14 protein-coding genes and 2 pseudogenes are annotated in these 15,399 nt (G+C 67.0%); 7 read left to right on the top strand and 9 right to left on the bottom strand.

Translation table 11 applies throughout. The features are described 5' to 3' along the window. The first annotated feature begins 305 nt into the window (after nucleotides 1-305). The 7 genes and pseudogenes from XcodCFBP4690_RS03320 to XcodCFBP4690_RS23005 all read left to right on the top strand — a co-directional run bounded on the left by XcodCFBP4690_RS03320 (nucleotide 306) and on the right by XcodCFBP4690_RS23005 (nucleotide 5,211). On the top strand, nucleotides 306-1,058 hold the full coding sequence (locus XcodCFBP4690_RS03320; RefSeq protein ID WP_104539630.1) for an S-methyl-5'-thioinosine phosphorylase: 753 nt from the start codon (nucleotides 306-308) through the stop codon (nucleotides 1,056-1,058). Between the two features lie 87 nt (nucleotides 1,059-1,145). Then, the gene (cspE, locus tag XcodCFBP4690_RS03325) at nucleotides 1,146-1,352 is read left to right on the top strand and encodes a transcription antiterminator/RNA stability regulator CspE (protein WP_104539631.1); all 207 of its coding nucleotides are present in this window, start codon (nucleotides 1,146-1,148) and stop codon (nucleotides 1,350-1,352) included. Between the two features lie 94 nt (nucleotides 1,353-1,446). Beyond that, entirely contained in the window at nucleotides 1,447-2,715 is a 1,269-nt protein-coding gene (locus XcodCFBP4690_RS03330) for an FAD-dependent oxidoreductase (RefSeq protein ID WP_104539632.1), read from the top strand. A 54-nt stretch (nucleotides 2,716-2,769) separates the two neighbouring features. Further along, a pseudogene (locus XcodCFBP4690_RS03335) lies at nucleotides 2,770-3,009 on the top strand (SymE family type I addiction module toxin); the annotation flags it as partial. A gap of 86 nt (nucleotides 3,010-3,095) precedes the next feature. Beyond that, a complete protein-coding gene (locus XcodCFBP4690_RS22995) occupies nucleotides 3,096-3,725 on the top strand; it encodes a hypothetical protein (protein ID WP_104539704.1) in 630 nt (209 codons plus the stop codon). 1,177 nt (nucleotides 3,726-4,902) lie between these two features. Then, a pseudogene (locus tag XcodCFBP4690_RS23320) lies at nucleotides 4,903-5,052 on the top strand (XVIPCD domain-containing protein); the annotation flags it as partial. A gap of 3 nt (nucleotides 5,053-5,055) precedes the next feature. Beyond that, the gene (locus tag XcodCFBP4690_RS23005) at nucleotides 5,056-5,211 is read left to right on the top strand and encodes a hypothetical protein (RefSeq protein ID WP_244183568.1); all 156 of its coding nucleotides are present in this window, start codon (nucleotides 5,056-5,058) and stop codon (nucleotides 5,209-5,211) included. Nucleotides 5,212-5,342: 131 nt separating this feature from the next. On the opposite strand, the gene pdeM is transcribed toward XcodCFBP4690_RS23005, so the two are convergent. The 9 genes from pdeM to XcodCFBP4690_RS03390 all read right to left on the bottom strand — a co-directional run bounded on the left by pdeM (nucleotide 5,343) and on the right by XcodCFBP4690_RS03390 (nucleotide 15,271). Next, entirely contained in the window at nucleotides 5,343-5,993 is a 651-nt protein-coding gene (gene pdeM, locus XcodCFBP4690_RS03350; protein ID WP_104539634.1) for a ligase-associated DNA damage response endonuclease PdeM, read from the bottom strand. Then, nucleotides 5,983-8,484, bottom strand: coding sequence for a ligase-associated DNA damage response DEXH box helicase (locus XcodCFBP4690_RS03355; protein WP_104539635.1), 2,502 nt, complete (start codon nucleotides 8,482-8,484; stop codon nucleotides 5,983-5,985). Before XcodCFBP4690_RS03355 ends, pdeM begins: the two co-directional genes overlap by 11 nt. Continuing rightward, the gene (locus XcodCFBP4690_RS03360; protein ID WP_104539636.1) at nucleotides 8,481-10,085 is read right to left on the bottom strand and encodes an ATP-dependent DNA ligase; all 1,605 of its coding nucleotides are present in this window, start codon (nucleotides 10,083-10,085) and stop codon (nucleotides 8,481-8,483) included. Before XcodCFBP4690_RS03360 ends, XcodCFBP4690_RS03355 begins: the two co-directional genes overlap by 4 nt. Next, complete coding sequence (locus XcodCFBP4690_RS03365) at nucleotides 10,082-10,315, bottom strand: hypothetical protein (RefSeq protein WP_104539637.1); 234 nt, start codon at nucleotides 10,313-10,315, stop codon at nucleotides 10,082-10,084. Before XcodCFBP4690_RS03365 ends, XcodCFBP4690_RS03360 begins: the two co-directional genes overlap by 4 nt. Next, the gene (locus tag XcodCFBP4690_RS03370) at nucleotides 10,312-11,322 is read right to left on the bottom strand and encodes a ligase-associated DNA damage response exonuclease (protein WP_104539638.1); all 1,011 of its coding nucleotides are present in this window, start codon (nucleotides 11,320-11,322) and stop codon (nucleotides 10,312-10,314) included. The genes XcodCFBP4690_RS03365 and XcodCFBP4690_RS03370 overlap by 4 nt, the downstream gene beginning before the upstream one ends. Nucleotides 11,323-11,930: 608 nt before the next feature. Next, nucleotides 11,931-12,296 (bottom strand): hypothetical protein, encoded by a 366-nt coding sequence (locus XcodCFBP4690_RS03375; protein WP_104539639.1) that lies wholly within the window; start codon nucleotides 12,294-12,296, stop codon nucleotides 11,931-11,933. Then, complete coding sequence (locus tag XcodCFBP4690_RS03380; protein WP_104539640.1) at nucleotides 12,293-12,889, bottom strand: bactofilin family protein; 597 nt, start codon at nucleotides 12,887-12,889, stop codon at nucleotides 12,293-12,295. Before XcodCFBP4690_RS03380 ends, XcodCFBP4690_RS03375 begins: the two co-directional genes overlap by 4 nt. 97 nt (nucleotides 12,890-12,986) lie before the next feature. Continuing rightward, nucleotides 12,987-14,696 (bottom strand): diguanylate cyclase, encoded by a 1,710-nt coding sequence (locus tag XcodCFBP4690_RS03385; RefSeq protein ID WP_104539641.1) that lies wholly within the window; start codon nucleotides 14,694-14,696, stop codon nucleotides 12,987-12,989. Nucleotides 14,697-14,944: 248 nt separating this feature from the next. Beyond that, entirely contained in the window at nucleotides 14,945-15,271 is a 327-nt protein-coding gene (locus XcodCFBP4690_RS03390; protein WP_104539642.1) for an XAC1346 family secretion chaperone, read from the bottom strand. Nucleotides 15,272-15,399 lie beyond the last annotated feature (128 nt).

Consider the following 15,399-nt stretch of genomic DNA (forward strand, 5'->3'; position numbering starts at 1 on the left):
ATGTACCGCTCGTAGGCTCTGGTTCCAAGCGCGCCGTCCGCAGTCGCCGGCTGCCGGCTATGTCCTGTGATCCGCCCCAGGTCCATGCGGCGCGGCCGAGCGTGCCGGCTGCGCGCGAGGCACCAAGCCGCGCGGACGATGTCCAACGCCGCGCACGCCGAGGCTGGGAGCGCGCAGATCGCAGTCCCGCATGTTCAATAGCGACACCGACGGCCTGGTCGGCGTCGTTCGTCCTGGCCCGCCACCGCGCGGGCAATCCGGCGCGCGCCGCGCGCATCCACGTCAACCCGTAGCAGAGGTCGCCCATGTCCCCCAATTCCATCGCCCTGGCCGTCATCGGCGGCACCGGTGTCTACAAGCTTGCGCAGCTCGACGACGTGCAGACGCATGAGCTCGACACCCCGTACGGCGCACCGTCCGGGCCGATCCGGGTTGGCATGTTGCTTGGCCATCGCGTGGCGTTCCTGGCCCGGCACGGCGAGGGGCATTCGCTGCCGCCGCACAAGGTCAACTACCGCGCAAACATCGCTGCGCTGCAGCAAATCGGTGCCTCGCGCGTGCTCGCGCTCAACACGGTGGGCGGCATCACCGAGCAGTTCGGTCCGCGCGTGCTGGCGTGCCCCGACCAACTGATCGACTACACCTGGGGCCGCATTTCCACCTTCTGCGAAGAGCCGGGCAGCGAGGTACAGCACGTGGATTTCGGCCACCCGTATTCGCCGATGTTCCGCAGCAAGGTCATCGCCGCCGCCAAGGTGACCGGCGTCACGCTGGTTGCCGACGGTTGCTACGGCGCAACGCAGGGACCGCGTTTGGAAACGATTGCAGAGATCGCCCGCATGCGCCGCGACGGCTGCGACCTGGTCGGCATGACCGGCATGCCGGAAGCCGGGCTGGCGCACGAAAAAGGCCTGGAATATGCGTGTCTGGCGATCGTGGCCAACTGGGCGGCCGGCTGTGGCGACGCCCAGGAAATCACCATGGCGGAGGTGCTGGCCAACGTGGATGCGGCCTCGTCGGGGCTGCCGGAACTGATCGGCGAACTTGCACGCGGGTGATTGTCATCGGGGCATAAGCTTTGCATACTCGGCGCGTACGCACTGCCGTACACCACCCATTAATTATTGCAAAGGTCTCGCATCACCATGCCGAACGGTACCGTCAAGTGGTTCAACGACGCCAAGGGATTTGGCTTCATCTCACCGGAGGACGGCAGCGCCGATGTCTTCGCGCACTTCTCCGCGATCAACTCCAAGGGCTTCCGCAGCCTGCAGGAAGGCCAGCGCGTCAGCTATGACGTGACCCAGGGCCCCAAGGGTGCCCAGGCTTCGAACATCACGCCGATCGAGTAAGCTGACTCGATTGTGCGGTTGAAGAACCCCGCCACGGCGGGGTTTTTTTTGCGCCGGCCTGCGGGGCGGCAAGAGAAGAGCAGAGTCGGGAACGATGCAACGGACATTGCGGATTGCGGTAGTGGGCTATGGAACGGCCGGTCAGGCCTTGGCGGTGCTGCTGGGCGCCGACGGCCACCAATTGGATGTCTTCGAACGCGCTGCGGCACCCGGGCCGGTTGGCGCCGGCTTCCTGTTGCAGCCCAGCGGCCTGCAGGTGCTGTGGAAGATGGGCCTGTTGTCGCAAGCCTTGGCGCATGGGGCGCCGGTGCGGCGGCTCTACGGCGAAACGCCCTGCGGTCGCGCAGTGATGGACATGCAGTACCGCGATCTGGACCCGCGGTTGATGGGGCTGGGCATGCAGCGCGGAGCGTTGTTCTCGCTGTTGCGCGATGCCTGGCCCGAGTACGCGCAGCTGCACACCGATACGCAGATCACCGCCATCGACCATGACGGCACGCGCGTGCAGGGCCAGCGTGGGCAGTGGCATGGTCCCTACGATCTGATCATTGCCGCCGATGGTTCGGCATCGACATTGCGTGCGCAGGTGCAAGGCACGCGGCTGGACCGGGTGTATCCGTGGGGGGCGTTGTGGTGCCTGCTTCCGCGCGAGGACTGGCCGTTCGTCGACGAGCTGCGTCAGCGCTACATCGGTGCACGCAAGATGATCGGGTTGCTGCCGGTCGGCACGCGGCCGGGCGACGATACCCCGCGCCTGAGCTTTTTCTGGAGCCTGCCGTGCAGCGATTTCGCCGCATGGGAACAACGCGGCATCGATGCCTGGCGCGAGGAAGTGGCGCAGATGTGGCCCGATGCGATTGCGCGCCTGCAGACGGTGCAGGTCCACACCGCGCTGGCACGCGCCAGCTACCGCGATGCGGTGATGACGCGCTGGCACCGTGGTCGTTTCGTATTGGCAGGCGATGCCGCACATGCGATGAGTCCGCAGCTGGGGCAGGGAGTGAACATGGCGCTGCTGGATGCGCTGGCGCTGCGCGACGCGCTGCGCGCGGGCACCGATCTGGACGAGGCCTTGCTGCGCTACCAGCGGCAACGCCAGGCGCATGTGGCGATCTATCACCGCTGGAGCCGCTGGCTGACGCCGCTGTTTCAATCCGAGCGCGATGTGTGGGCCTACGGGCGCGATCTGTTGCTGCAACCGATGGGCCGCGTGCCGGGCGGGCGCGGGCATATGTTGCGCGTGCTGAGCGGCACCCAGCATGGCTGGTTCGGCAAGCTGGCGTTGGCGCCGGAATTCGTGGAGGCGTTGTCGCAGCCCTGCGCGCGGCCGATCGGCCAAGGCGTCGAGGCAGCGGCGCGCTAGCTGTGTAGACCCGCCCACGGTATCTGCCAGCGCACGGCCCACTCGCGCGCGTGCGCGCCCCGCCGCGCCCGCCGCGCGCGCCAATGCACCGTCAGCTACACCCATTACCCCGGCGCGCACGACCACGACGGCGACCAGCATGTGCGCCACGTTCGCCTCAGCGGCCCATGGCTGGAACAACTGGGCTTTGCCATCGGCACCAGGCTACGCATCGCCGCCAGTGAAGGTCAGTTGTTGATGGATGTGTTGCCGCCGATGGAGCTGCCGGCCAAGCCGCGCAGCGTGCGGCGATGATGCTGCGTCTGCGAGACCCCTTGCGATTGACCTGCGCACGGGATGCCACTAGCGTCGCAGCCACACCAGCGCACCACGGACGCTACATGATCGCGCGCGCCCTCTACGCATTGCTCGTCACCCTAGCCCTGGGCGCTTGCGCCCACACGGCGGCCACCCCAGCCCCGGCAACCGTCACGGAGACATCTGCCATGAGTTCCTCATCCGATCACATACCTGCAGATCCTTCCAAAGGTGGACCACGTACCGCGCAGGAAGCATTGGAGCGGGTACTGGAGCTGATTCGCACAAGTGCCAGCATTGAATCGTTCACTGTCGACCATGTGTCTCGAGCAATGGGCCAGTCGGTACAGCATCGCGATGATGGTTCCGGGCGATTCGGTGCCAGCGGAGTGCTGACCCGAGGCTGGAACTACGGGTTTGGTGTCAACAAAACCGAAGTAAAGGGCGCATGGTTCGAGTTCCTGTTCCTGCCTAATCCGCCAGAAGCGTCTCCGTCTATGTCGGATATCTGCCAGATCGACTTCGAGGCATTTGCGGCGCATCTCGAGAAAATGGGGTTTTCGCGACGGCGCAATCGTGTCGAGGAAGGACGATGGATGAGCGATATTTTTCAACGCCCAGGCATGCACGTGGAGCTCTTCCCGCGTGGCGAAGCTGACGAACCTTTAGCGCGCACCACGCATCAGTGCGTCGAGTGGGTTCAAATTCGCTAGTCCAAGGAGCGGACACGTTGAGCCAAGAAGCAAGTGCAGTGGTGGCGTCATTTGGTCAGCAACCAGGTGTCACACGCGAGCATCTGGACAACTTCAACCGGGTCCTGAACGATTCGCCCGAGTTGACCCGCCAGATCAACGAGGCGGTGCAGAAAAAAAGTGCTGAAAGGCTTCGCGCCGTTGAACGACCCGCATGCGGGAGGCATCTATGATCCACGCGATCAGAAAATTCACCTGCCGCTTGCGGCGCTGGTAAACGATGCCAACGGTAGGCATGCAGCAGCAGGCGATTTGACCTTCGTCCTGGGGCATGAAATTCAGCATAGCCTTTATAGTTCAACTGCCGCGCTTGCGCGGGAAAAGTTCACAACAGAGGCAATAAAAATTGCCCGTAGCACGCACGATTACACTACTGCTGGCGGGAAAGTGCTGGCCAGTAACCGTACGGATGAAGCAACGGCCGAAATAGCCGGATGGAACGCTATCGTGAGCGCGGTCAAGAGTCGTAATCCTAATCCTACGCTTGAAGATGTGTACCTATTTGCGGATGGTCGGGCCAGAGATTTCGTCACGCGCAGCGGCTATTCAAGCGTCTATACGCCCAAGGCAAACCTGACGTTCAATAGCGACCTGACGTTGTCGCCCACGGCAAGTAATGTCGAGGCAATGGGAGTGAATTACTTCGACAAATCGGTCAAGGACACCCGTATCGGTCATGCGGGGCAGTCCGACTACACAAACCATTATGGTCCTTGGGTGGTCAGCACCGCCTCGATATACGAACGACACTACAACAAAACAAAGCCCGGCGAGCCAGAACAGCCGATGATTCTGGACATGCAGCGCCTTGGGCTGAAGGAAGAGATACTGGAGCGCAACGGCATCGACCTGGGTAGCGATACCCGCCCTATGCCTTACCTGGACAGCAGCACGCAGCCACCGACGCCCGGCCTGTTCCAGCACAGCAAGAATACGCACTTGCACGTCTCGCCCATCACCGCACGCGAACTGGAACAGGAGCTGCGGCAGCGCGATCCGCAATCGCCAGGGCCACCAGCCCAGCGTCTTCCGTCAGACCCCGGTCATGCGGATCACTCACTCTACCAACAGATCAAGGAGGGGGGGGCAAAATCTCGATGCCCAGCACGGCAGGCAGTGGGATGCATCGAGCCAGCGGATGACCGCCAGCCTGCTTGCGCTTGCAAAAGAAGAAGGATTGTCGCGGGTGGATCACGTTGTGCTCAACAGCCCAACAGCCGATCTTGCCGGTGGCGAGAGGGCCTTCGTCGTGCAGGGCGCCCTCAATGATCCGGCGCACCAACGCGCCTATATGCCAACCGTGGAAGCGGTGCAGACGCCAGAGACGCAGTCGTTCGATCGTTTGCAGATGATCAGCCAGACCCAGGCCCAGGCGCGCGAACAGCAGCAGGCGCTGGAGCAGTCGCAGCAAGCCGTTACCCAGGCGGCTGCGTCGATGACGCGCTGAGGTTCAACGCAGCACGGCAAGGCCTGGCCTTCCTAAGCGAGACTGCCGACGCCGATGGGCCGGCGGCACGCGTGACAGGCACAGTCGGCGATCCGTCGACCGTGCAACGGCGTAGCCGCCGCAGCGCCGGTTCACCGCACCGGCAAGGCCACTGCATCGCCTTCCACGCAGGCGACCAGACGCTCGCCCTGGACCAGGGTCGGTACCACGCCGGCGGTGAACTGCGAAAACGCCGGCAGGATGGTGACGTTCTGGCGCAACCAGAACGCCGGCCAGCGCCGCGACAGCCCGGGCAGTGCCGCCAGCGGATGCAGATGCCCGCACAGCACATGACCGGTGGGGTGCGGCAACGGATCGTGGCGCAGCACGAACGGGCCGTCCTCGACCTGTTCGCCGGCCGCTTCGATATGCAGGTCCGCACCCGCCAGGGCGCGATCGTGATTGCCGCGGATCGCGATCACGCGCAGGCTGCAGTGCCGTTCGCGCCAGGCGCTCCAGCGCCGATGCCAGGCCGCACGCGGTGCCGGTCCATGCAGCAGGTCGCCCAGAATCCACAGCGCGTCCACCTCGCGTTGCCCAAGCAAGGCATCCAGCCGGTCCAGATCGTGCGCGGTGCCGCCTGCCGGCAGCCCGATGCCGGCACGCCGGAACACATCGGCCTTGCCCAGGTGCAGGTCGGCAATCAGCAAGGCGCGCCGCGCCGGCCGGTACAGCGCACGTTCGCCGAGCAATTCCACGGTTTCGCCGCCCAGCTGCAGCTGCAGCTGCACGCTATCGCCCATGCTTACGCCCCAGTTGTTCGGCGGCGCGCAATACGCGCGCCTTCCAGTCTTCGGTACTCAGCTGGCCACGCACGCGCTCAGCCCACAGCGGAAACGACAACGGGGTGAGGCTGCGTGGCGTGCACAGGCGCAGTTCGCGCCGGGCGCAGTCCTCCAGCGCATGCGCCAGGCGCGCCAGTTCCAGTTGTCCTTCGAACACTTCGCGCTCGGCTTGCGCCAGCAGCAGATGGTCGGGGTCGAAGCGCTGCAGCACGTCGTAGAGCAATCCGCTGGAGGCCTGCAACTGGCGCAGGCTGCGCGGTGCGCGGCCGGGCAACGATGGCGACAACAGGCCGGCCACGCGTGCGATCTCGCGGAACTGGCGGCGTGCCAGCTCGCCCAGGTTGAGGCTGTCGCGCAGATCGTCGAACAGGCCAAGCGGCGATAGCAGTGCCTGCAACAGGCCTGGATCGATGTCCACATCCTGCGCTGGCGAGAGCACGAAGCCGTAATCGTTGGCGGCGAAGCTGAAGGTATTGCGCTGGCGACGGCCCCAGCGTGCAGCCAGCAGGGCCGCCAGGCCTTCGTTGACCTGGCGGCCGGCGAACGGATACACGAACACGTGCCGGCCATCGCGCGCCTTGATGCTTTCCACCAGCAGGTGATCGGGGCCGGGCAGCGACGAGAGCGACGCCTGCAGCTGCAACAGCGGCGCCAGCACCTGCATCTCCGGCGCGTCGCCGGGGGCGGCGAACAGCGCTTCCACTTCGCGCCCCAATGCAGAGGACAACGGCATGCGCCCGCCCATCCACTTGGGCACCACGCCGCTGCCGCCTTTTGCCACGCGCACGTAGGCGGTCATGTCTTCCAGGCGCACCAGTTCCAGCAACCGGCCGGCGAACTGGAAGCGGTCGCCGCGACGCAGGCGGCCGACGAACTGTTCTTCCACCGCGCCCAGCCGACCACCGCGCAGGAACTGCACGCGCACGCTGCCATCGCTGGTGATCGTGCCGATGGACAGCCGATGGCGCAGCGCAACGCGCCGGTCGGTGACGCGGTAGATTCCCTCGTCGTCGCGGACCACCTTGTGGAAATCCGGGTAGTGCGCCAACGCGCTACCGCCCTGCACGATGAAGTCCAGCACTGCAGTCCAGGTGGCTGGGTCCAGTGCGGCAAACGCATCGGTGCCGCGCACCTGCGCGAACAAGGCATCGGCATCGAAACCTCCGCCGAGTGCGAGGGTGACGCAATGTTGCGCCAGCACGTCCAGCGACAATCGCGGCGGCGGCCGCGCTTCGATGTGGCCGTGGGCAATCGCGCGGCGTGCGGCGGCGTACTCCACCAGTTCCAGCGCGTGCGAGGGCACACACACCACGTGGCCGGATTCGCCGGGGCGATGGCGCGCGCGGCCGGCGCGTTGCAGCAAGCGCGCAATGCCCTTGGGGCTGCCGACCTGCAGCACCTGATCCACCGCCGGAAAATCCACACCCAGATCCAGGCTGGAGGTGGCCACCACGCAGCGCAAGCTGCCATCGCGCAGCCCTTGCTCGGCCGCTGCGCGCAGGCTCGGGTCCAGCGAGCCGTGGTGCAGCGCCAGCGTGGCCAGATCGTCCGGCCACACGGCGCTCAAGGCCTGATGCCAGAGCTCCGCCTGCGCACGGGTATTGGTGAACACCAGGCTGGTCCCGTGCTCCATGATCTTCTGCAAGACGCGCGCCAGTTGCGCCAGACCCAGATGCCCTGCCCATGGAAAGCGCTCGCCGCTGTCGGGCAACAGCGTTTCCAGCGTCATGGCGCGTGGCCTGACGCCGGATACCAGTGCGGCACCGGGCAGATGCGGCAGCAGCACGTCGCGCGCCTGCGCCAGGTTGCCCAAGGTGGCCGACAGACCCCAGATGCGCAGGGTCGGCGCCCAGCCGCGCAGGCGCGCCAGGCACAACTGCAGCAGCACGCCGCGCTTGTTGCCCAGCAGCTCGTGCCACTCGTCCACGATCACGCAACGCAACGCCGACAGCTGCGGCGCGGTGTCCGGGTACGACAGCAGCAGGGCGAGCGACTCGGGTGTGGTGACCAGCACATCGAGCTTGCCGCTGCGCGCCAGGCGCTTGTCGCGCGCGCTGGCATCGCCGGTACGCAGGCCTACCTGCCAGTCCAACCCCAAGGCATCTACCGGTTCGCGCAGCGCACGCGCGGTGTCGGCGGCCAGTGCACGCAGTGGCGTGATCCAGAGCACCTGTAGCGTGCGTTGTTGCTGCCGGCGCGCACTGGCTGCGGGTCTGGCGGATGGTGCCACCGGTTTGCGTCCGCGCGCGGCCAGCGCTTCCAGCAGTGGACCGCCGAAGGCCGCCAACGTCTTGCCGCTGCCAGTAGGCGTATGCAGCAAGCCGGACTCGCCGTCGAGATAGCGCTTCCAGACATCGCGCTGGAACGCCAATGGTGCCCAGCCGCGCTGCGCGAACCAGGCGCGCCATTGCTGCAATGGGGTGCCGCGTGCGTGCTGCGGTGCCGTCACCGCGCCAGTGCCTGCAGACTGCTCAGGTGGTCTGCCTCGGCATACGGCTTGTCGTGCCGCCAACGCAGAATGCGCGGGAAGCGCACCGCAATACCCGACTTGTGGCGTGCGCTACGGTTCACCGCCTCAAAGCCCAGCTCGAACACGTGATGCGGGCTCACCGCACGCACCGGCCCGAAACGTTCGGTGGTATTGGCGCGGATCCAGCGGTCCAGTTGCAGGATCTCGGCATCGTCCAGGCCCGAATAGGCCTTGGCGATCGGCACCAGCTGGCCGGCATGCCACAGCCCGAAGGTGTAGTCGGTATACAGCGTGCTGCGCCGGCCATGGCCGGCCTGCGCGTACAGCAGCACTGCATCGATGGTGAGCGGGTCGATCTTCCACTTCCACCAGTCGCCGCGGCGTCGCCCGGCCTGGTAGACCGAGGTGGCGCGCTTGAGCATCAGGCCTTCCACGCCGCGTTCGCGCGCCTGCACGCGCAGCTGCGCGGCGGCCTGCCAATCGCCGGCCTGGACCAGCGGTGAGGCCACGATGCGTGGGTCGCCAAGCGTGGCAAGCAGCGTGTCCAGCAGCGCGCGCCGCTCCTGCAGGGGGCGTTCGCGCAGATCCGTGCCATCCAGTTCCAGCAAGTCGTAGGCAACCACACGCGCAGGCGCGGCCGCCAGGGTCTTGGGCCCAGGCTTGAGCCGCTGGATGCGCGTCTGCAAGGCAGTGAACGCCATCGGCAACGGCTGCTCGGGCTGCCAGGCCAGCAGCTCGCCATCGATGACGGTGCCGTCGGGCAACTGCAACGCCGCCTGCTCGATCTCCGGGAAACGGCCATCCAGGCGTTCTTCGCCGCGCGACCACAAGGCGGCTTCGCCAGCGCGCCGGATCAGCTGCAGGCGGATGCCATCCCATTTCCATTCCAGCAGCCAGTCGTCGATGGCGCCCAGCGTGTCCACATCCGCCTCCAGCGGCGAGGCGAGGAAGAACGGGTAGGGCTGCTGGCGGTCGCCGGGCAGCTCTTCGCTGGTCAACAGCTCGGCCAGGTAGGTGGGATGCGGGCGCCAGCTGCCCAGCATGCGTTGGGCGATGCGGGCGATGTCCACGCCCGACAACTCAGCCAGCGCCTGTTGCACCAGGCGCTGCGAGACGCCCACGCGCAGGGCGCCAGTCAGCAGCTTGTTGAACACCAGGCGCTCGTCGAAGGCCAGGCTGCGCCAGGCCTGCACGATGCACGCCTTGCGCACGTCCACATCCTGGTTGGCGATCGGCAACAGCCGCTGTTCGATCCAGTCGGCCAGCGGCAGATCGGCCGCTTCGGTGGCCGGGTCGTCGAGCAGCAATGCCAGCGTTTCGGCCAGATCGCCCACGTGGTCGTAGCTGTCGGCCACCAGCCAGTCGGCGATCCCGGCGGTGTCGGTGATCCATTCGCGCAGCTCGCCGCTGCTGGCAATGCGCATGCGGCTGCTGGCGACCTTGCCGCCGGCCAGCAGGTACAACGCCCAGGCCGCATCCAGCGGGGCGGCGTCGCGAAAATAGGCGACCAGCGCGGCACGCTTGTCGAGCGTGCCGGTACTGCGGTCCAGGGTGCGGTACAGCGCAGCAAACCGCTTCACGGCAGCGCCTGTGCCATTGCGTGTCGGTTGGCCGCGCGCAGCTCCAGTGCGCGGCGTGTGAATGCAGCCAGCGTGCGTGGGCGACGCTGCGGCCGGGGTGGACCGATGACGGCGGCCGGCGCGCTGCGATGCACGCGAAATGCCAGCGCATGCCGGCGGAACGCCAGCGCGCCGCTCAGGCGGATGCGCGGACGTGCGCGCGTATACCGGCGTGCGGGGAGCGGGTTCATTCCTCGGCTCCAAAATCGGTGCGGAAGGCCTCGGCGGCCACGCCGCGCTCGCGCAGGTGCTGGATCAGCGCATCGGTATTGCCATGGGTGGCGATCACGCGACGAGCGCCGGTGTCTTCGATGCTGCGCAACAGGTCCGGCCAGTCGGCGTGGTCGGACACCACGAAGCCGCGGTCGTAATTGCGGCGACGACGATTGCCGCGGATGCGCATCCAGCCCGAGGCGAATCCCTGCTGTGCATGCCGGAAACGGCGGATCCAGGTGCTGCCCGCGGCCGAGGGCGGTGCCAGCACCAGCTGGCCGGCATAGTCGGCACCGCGCGCATGCTCGCTGACTGGTTGAGTGTCCAGCATCGCAATGCCGGCCTGGCGATACACCTCCACGCCAGTGGCGATCGCGCCATGCAGCAACGCCGGTTGCGTGTCCCAGGCGCGCAGTTCGGCCAGCACGCGCTGCGCCTTGCCCAGCGCGTAGCAGTACAGGATGGCGGCCTCGCCGCGCCCGGCGCATTCGTGGCGCCAGGCGACGATGTCGGCGGCAACGGCCGCGGTGTCCGGCCAGCGATACACCGGCAGGCCGAAGGTCGCTTCGGTGATGAAGGTGTCGCATGGCACCACCTCGAACGGCTTGCAGGTGGGATCGTGCTGGCGCTTGTAGTCGCCGGAGGCCACCCAGACCTTGCCATCCACTTCGATGCGGACCTGCGCCGAGCCCAGCACGTGCCCGGCCGGATGCAGCGACACGCGGGCACGTCCCAACGTAAACGCTTCCCCATCGGCGTGCGTGTGATAGGCCTGTTCGCCAAGCCGCCACTGCAGGATCGGCAGGCTTTCGCGCGTGCAGTGGTACTCGCCCATGCCGCTGCGCGCGTGGTCGCCATGCCCATGGGTGATCACCGCGCGCGGCACCGGCCGCCACGGGTCGATGTGGAAGTCGCCCTGCGGGCAATACAGCCCTTCGGGCCCCAGCACCACCAGATCGCCGCGTTTGTCGTTGCCGTTATGCATGGCCCAACTCTGGCCAAGCCGATGTGCAGATCCTGAGAATGGGAATGGATGCAGGTGGATGCAACGTGCCAGGCATCGCCGCCCGCGCCGAGCGCATTGCCATCAGACGTTATCCTTGCTCTCTTTGCCGCGGCCCAGAGCGCGCGATGCCAGCCAGGCCGTACACCTCGTTACCTGTAGCGCGCCGCGCAGAGGGATGATGCGATCAGGCAATCGGTACACGAGCCGCTAGACCACGTTGGTCGAGGTCCTGGGTGGGCTGAGCATCGGTCGCGTTGTCACATCGAGCGGCGTCATGACCGATTGCACGGACTGGCAAGCCTTGCGCTGGCACCGAATGACGCCACACGCAGCGACCACCAGGCAGCGGACAACCGCTGCAATGGCAACGGCGATGACAGGCAGCAGGCAAGCAGGAAGCGACAAGCAAACAGCAGAGCGTGGCCGACCGACGGGCGTTGCCTGCATCTGGCAGCGGGACGATCAGCTCGCACGCCAGGGAATCGAAACCCGGTCACTGCGCCGCTGACGAGGCAGCTCCCGGCTGTTTCCAGCGCATCCGCGCTGCCGAGCGATTGAGCCGGTAGCAGCTTCCGCACCGGTTCGCGTCAATGCCGCGTACGCCGCCCAGGCGAACGCACCGCTGTCGCTTCCACCGCCAGGGTGAAGCCGCGTTCTTCGCCGCCCAGCATCGCGCCCACATCCACGACCTGGCGGCGGATCTCCTCGCCCTTTCCATTGCGCACGATCACCACCACCGTGTATTCCCACGGATCGCCATCGGCAGGATGGCGAATGGTGCCGTCGACCTTGAGCGGCACGATCGGCGCCGGCTGCGCGTGCTGCGCAGCCGCCGAGTCGAAGCGCAGGTGGTGCTTGCAGGCCGGGCAGACGCTGGCGCTTTCCAGGATCGTGGCCTTGCAATGCGGGCAGCTGCGGGTAGCGCCGGGCGTGCCCGGGCGGGCTGCACTCATGTGGCGTCGCTGTCGCTGTCGCCGCCGCCGCTGGTGTCGACAGCGGCACTGCCGCCACTGCCGTTGGCCTTGCCGCCAGCGCCCGGCTTGGCCGCATCCTCGCCCCAGCCGAAATCCGCCTGGCCGCGCATCCGCGCGCCCGACGCCACGGTGAGGCTGCCGGCCTTGACGTCGCCGACCAGCACGCCGGAGGTCTGCAACTCCACCTGCGCGGCCGATTCGATATTGCCTTCCAACTCGCCGGCGATGATGACTTTGTTGGCGCGTACCCCGCCGTTGAGCTTGGCGCCGCGTTCGATAGTGAGGTCGCCCTTGACGTTGACATCGCCCTTGAAGCGGCCAGCCAGACGCACATGGCCGGCGCCTTCGATCTTGCCCTCGATGCTGATGTCGGCGGCGATCAGCGATTCCTTGGCCTCGCTTTGTCGCGGCGACGGTGTGGCGGCGGGCGTCACGCCGGGTGTAGCGGCGGTGGGCACGGGCGGGGCAGGGCTGGCGTCTGCGGTGAACAGCCGTCCATCGGCGGCCGCAACCTCGGGGGCAGGGGGAACGCCGTCTTTCTTGTTGGGACCTTGATCGCGCCACATCGACATCGGATTGCCTCGCTTCGGGGGTCTGGGCCGACTATCGCCGCGTCAATCGATCTTTTTTGTGACGACGCGCGCAATCTAGGATCGACGCGGTGCCTGCTCAGTCCAGCGCAGGCATTCCCGCGCCATGGCGCTCGACCCGGTTGCGTCCCCGGTGCTTGGCCGCGTACAGCGCCGCATCGGCCTTCTGGATCAGGCTGGCGCCCAGTTCGCCATCGGCCGGGAAGCTGGCCACCCCGATGGAGGCGGTCACCCGCGGCAGCGCACGTTGGCCGTCGCTGACCGCCAGCGCTGCGATATGGCCGCGGATCTGCTCGGCCACGCGCATGGCTTCGTCGCCATCGGCCTCGGGCAGGATCACGGTGAATTCCTCGCCGCCGTAGCGGCAGGCCACGTCCTCGGCGCGCAGGCGGGTCAGCAGCAGCTCGCCCACTGCGGCCAGCAGCAGGTCGCCGCCGGCATGTCCCTGGCTGTCGTTGAACTGCTTGAAGTGATCGACATCCAGCATCAGCACCGACAGCGGCAGGCCGCGGCGTGCGCAGCGCGCAAGTTCATGGCTGAGCGATTCTTCCAGGTAGCGACGGTTGTACAGCCCGGTCAGCGCATCGCGGATCGACTGCCGGCGCAGCGACTCGCGCAGGCGCAGATTGCTCAACGCCAGCGACAGCTGCTCGGCGGCCGCCTCGGCGATTTCCAGTCGCGGCATCGGACCCGGGCCAGGCGAGGACAGAAACAGGAAACCGAGTTGGGTGCCCTGCGCCGACATCGGCAGGCACGCGGTACTGATGGACACGTCGGGGTCAGGCGACTCGATGTGCGCGCACACCGCATCCCGGCGCAGGTCCTCGACGATGTGCGGCTGGCCGCGGCGCAAGGCCCAGCACTCTTCCGGCAACAGATGCGGAGCGCTTTGCACCAGCGGTTCGCCCCAATGGCTGATCGCCTCGGCGCGATCCTGCGAGGCGCGCAGCAGATACACGCTTCCGGCAACGCCGGGCAGCAGGCTGGCAAGGGTGCGGCTGGTGACCACCAATGCTTCTTCGGCACTGATGCAGCTCTGCAGCAGCCCGGTATAGCGGCTGAGCAGGTTGAGATCGGCGGTACTGCGCTGCAGCGCGCCCACGCTGTCGCCAAGCTCGCGATTGGCCTGCGCAGCCAGACGTTCGGCCTGCGCCCGATGGCGCAATTCGCGCATCAGCAAGGCATACACCGCGCCGACCACCAACAGCCCGAACGGGATGCCGGCCAATGCCAGCACCAGCAGCAAGGTGGCGCTCTGTCGGCTGCTTTCGGCGCGTTGCGCCAGCAGTTCCTGTTCGCGCTGCACCATGGTCAGTGCCTGTTCGCGGATGGCGCTGGTGGTGCGGAACGCGGTCTGCCGGATGCTCGCACGTGCCGGTTCCAGGCCGCTCTGCGCGTAGACATCCAGCACCTGCTGGATCTGCTGCAGACGCGCCTGCACCAGCGCTTGCAACTGGTCCAGATGCTGCTCCTGCGCCGGGTTGTCGGCGATCAGCCGGCGCAGGTTGGCGAGCAGGATCGGCAGGCGCTCGACGCTGGTCTGGTAATCCAGCAGGTAGGCGTCGTTGCCGGTGAGCAGGAAGCCGCGCTGCGCCGATTCGGCATCGAGCAAGCGCGCCTGGATTTCGTCGACCCGGCCGATCACTTCATGCGTATGCGACACCAGGGCGGCATCGGCCAGCGAGCGGCGTGCGCCGACGAAGATGCCAACGCCGATGGCGATGAAGATCAGCGCAGAGAAGGCCAGCGCCAGCTGGTTGCGGCGGCGCGAGGTAAAGGAAGAGGGCATGTCCGAATGCTAGCGTGCCAGCCTCGACAACACGAGCGCGATGCCGGCTGGAGACGTGCGCGCCGGCACGAAATTGCCGGCGCGCAAACGAAGTGATGCAGGGTGATGGACGTGGCTGGCGCCTCGTGGCGAGCCGTCCTTCGTCAGGCGTGGGTGGCTGGTTGACGGCTGTGCCCGGGCGATACCCACACCCGCCTTCGGGCACTGGCTGCACCCTTGCGCCTGAGTGCAAGCCGCGTCGGTTGCTCTCAGTGCTGGGAATGCTCGGCGTCGTGCTTGTCGGCATTCTGCTCGGCCTTGTTGGCCAGCTCGCGGGTCTTGTCGGCGGTAGCGTCGGCGGCATTGGCGGTGGCGCGGCTGGCATCGGCCGCCAGCTCGTTGGCGGCAACGCGGGCATCGGCAGTGGCCTCCTTGGCCTGGATCGCCGCGCGGTCGGCGGCCTGCTCGGTGGCCGCTGCGGCGTGCTTGGCGGCAGAGGCAGCGTCGCGGCGCGCCTGCTCGGCGTCAGGTCCCTGGCAGGCGGCGAGCGTGAGGGCAGCGATGGCGCTCAACGACAGCATGCGGATCGTCTTCATAGGTGGTCCTGTTCCTGTTCCGGTAGTGGAGAGCCGAGCTTATGCAGGGGCCGATGCAGCCTGCGTCAAGGTGCAGCCTGCTCCCCAATGCAGGACACACAGGAGAATCGGTGGCGACGCAAGGCCGC

It is taken from the genome of Xanthomonas codiaei (genome assembly GCF_002939785.1).
GTDB lineage: Bacteria > Pseudomonadota > Gammaproteobacteria > Xanthomonadales > Xanthomonadaceae > Xanthomonas > Xanthomonas codiaei.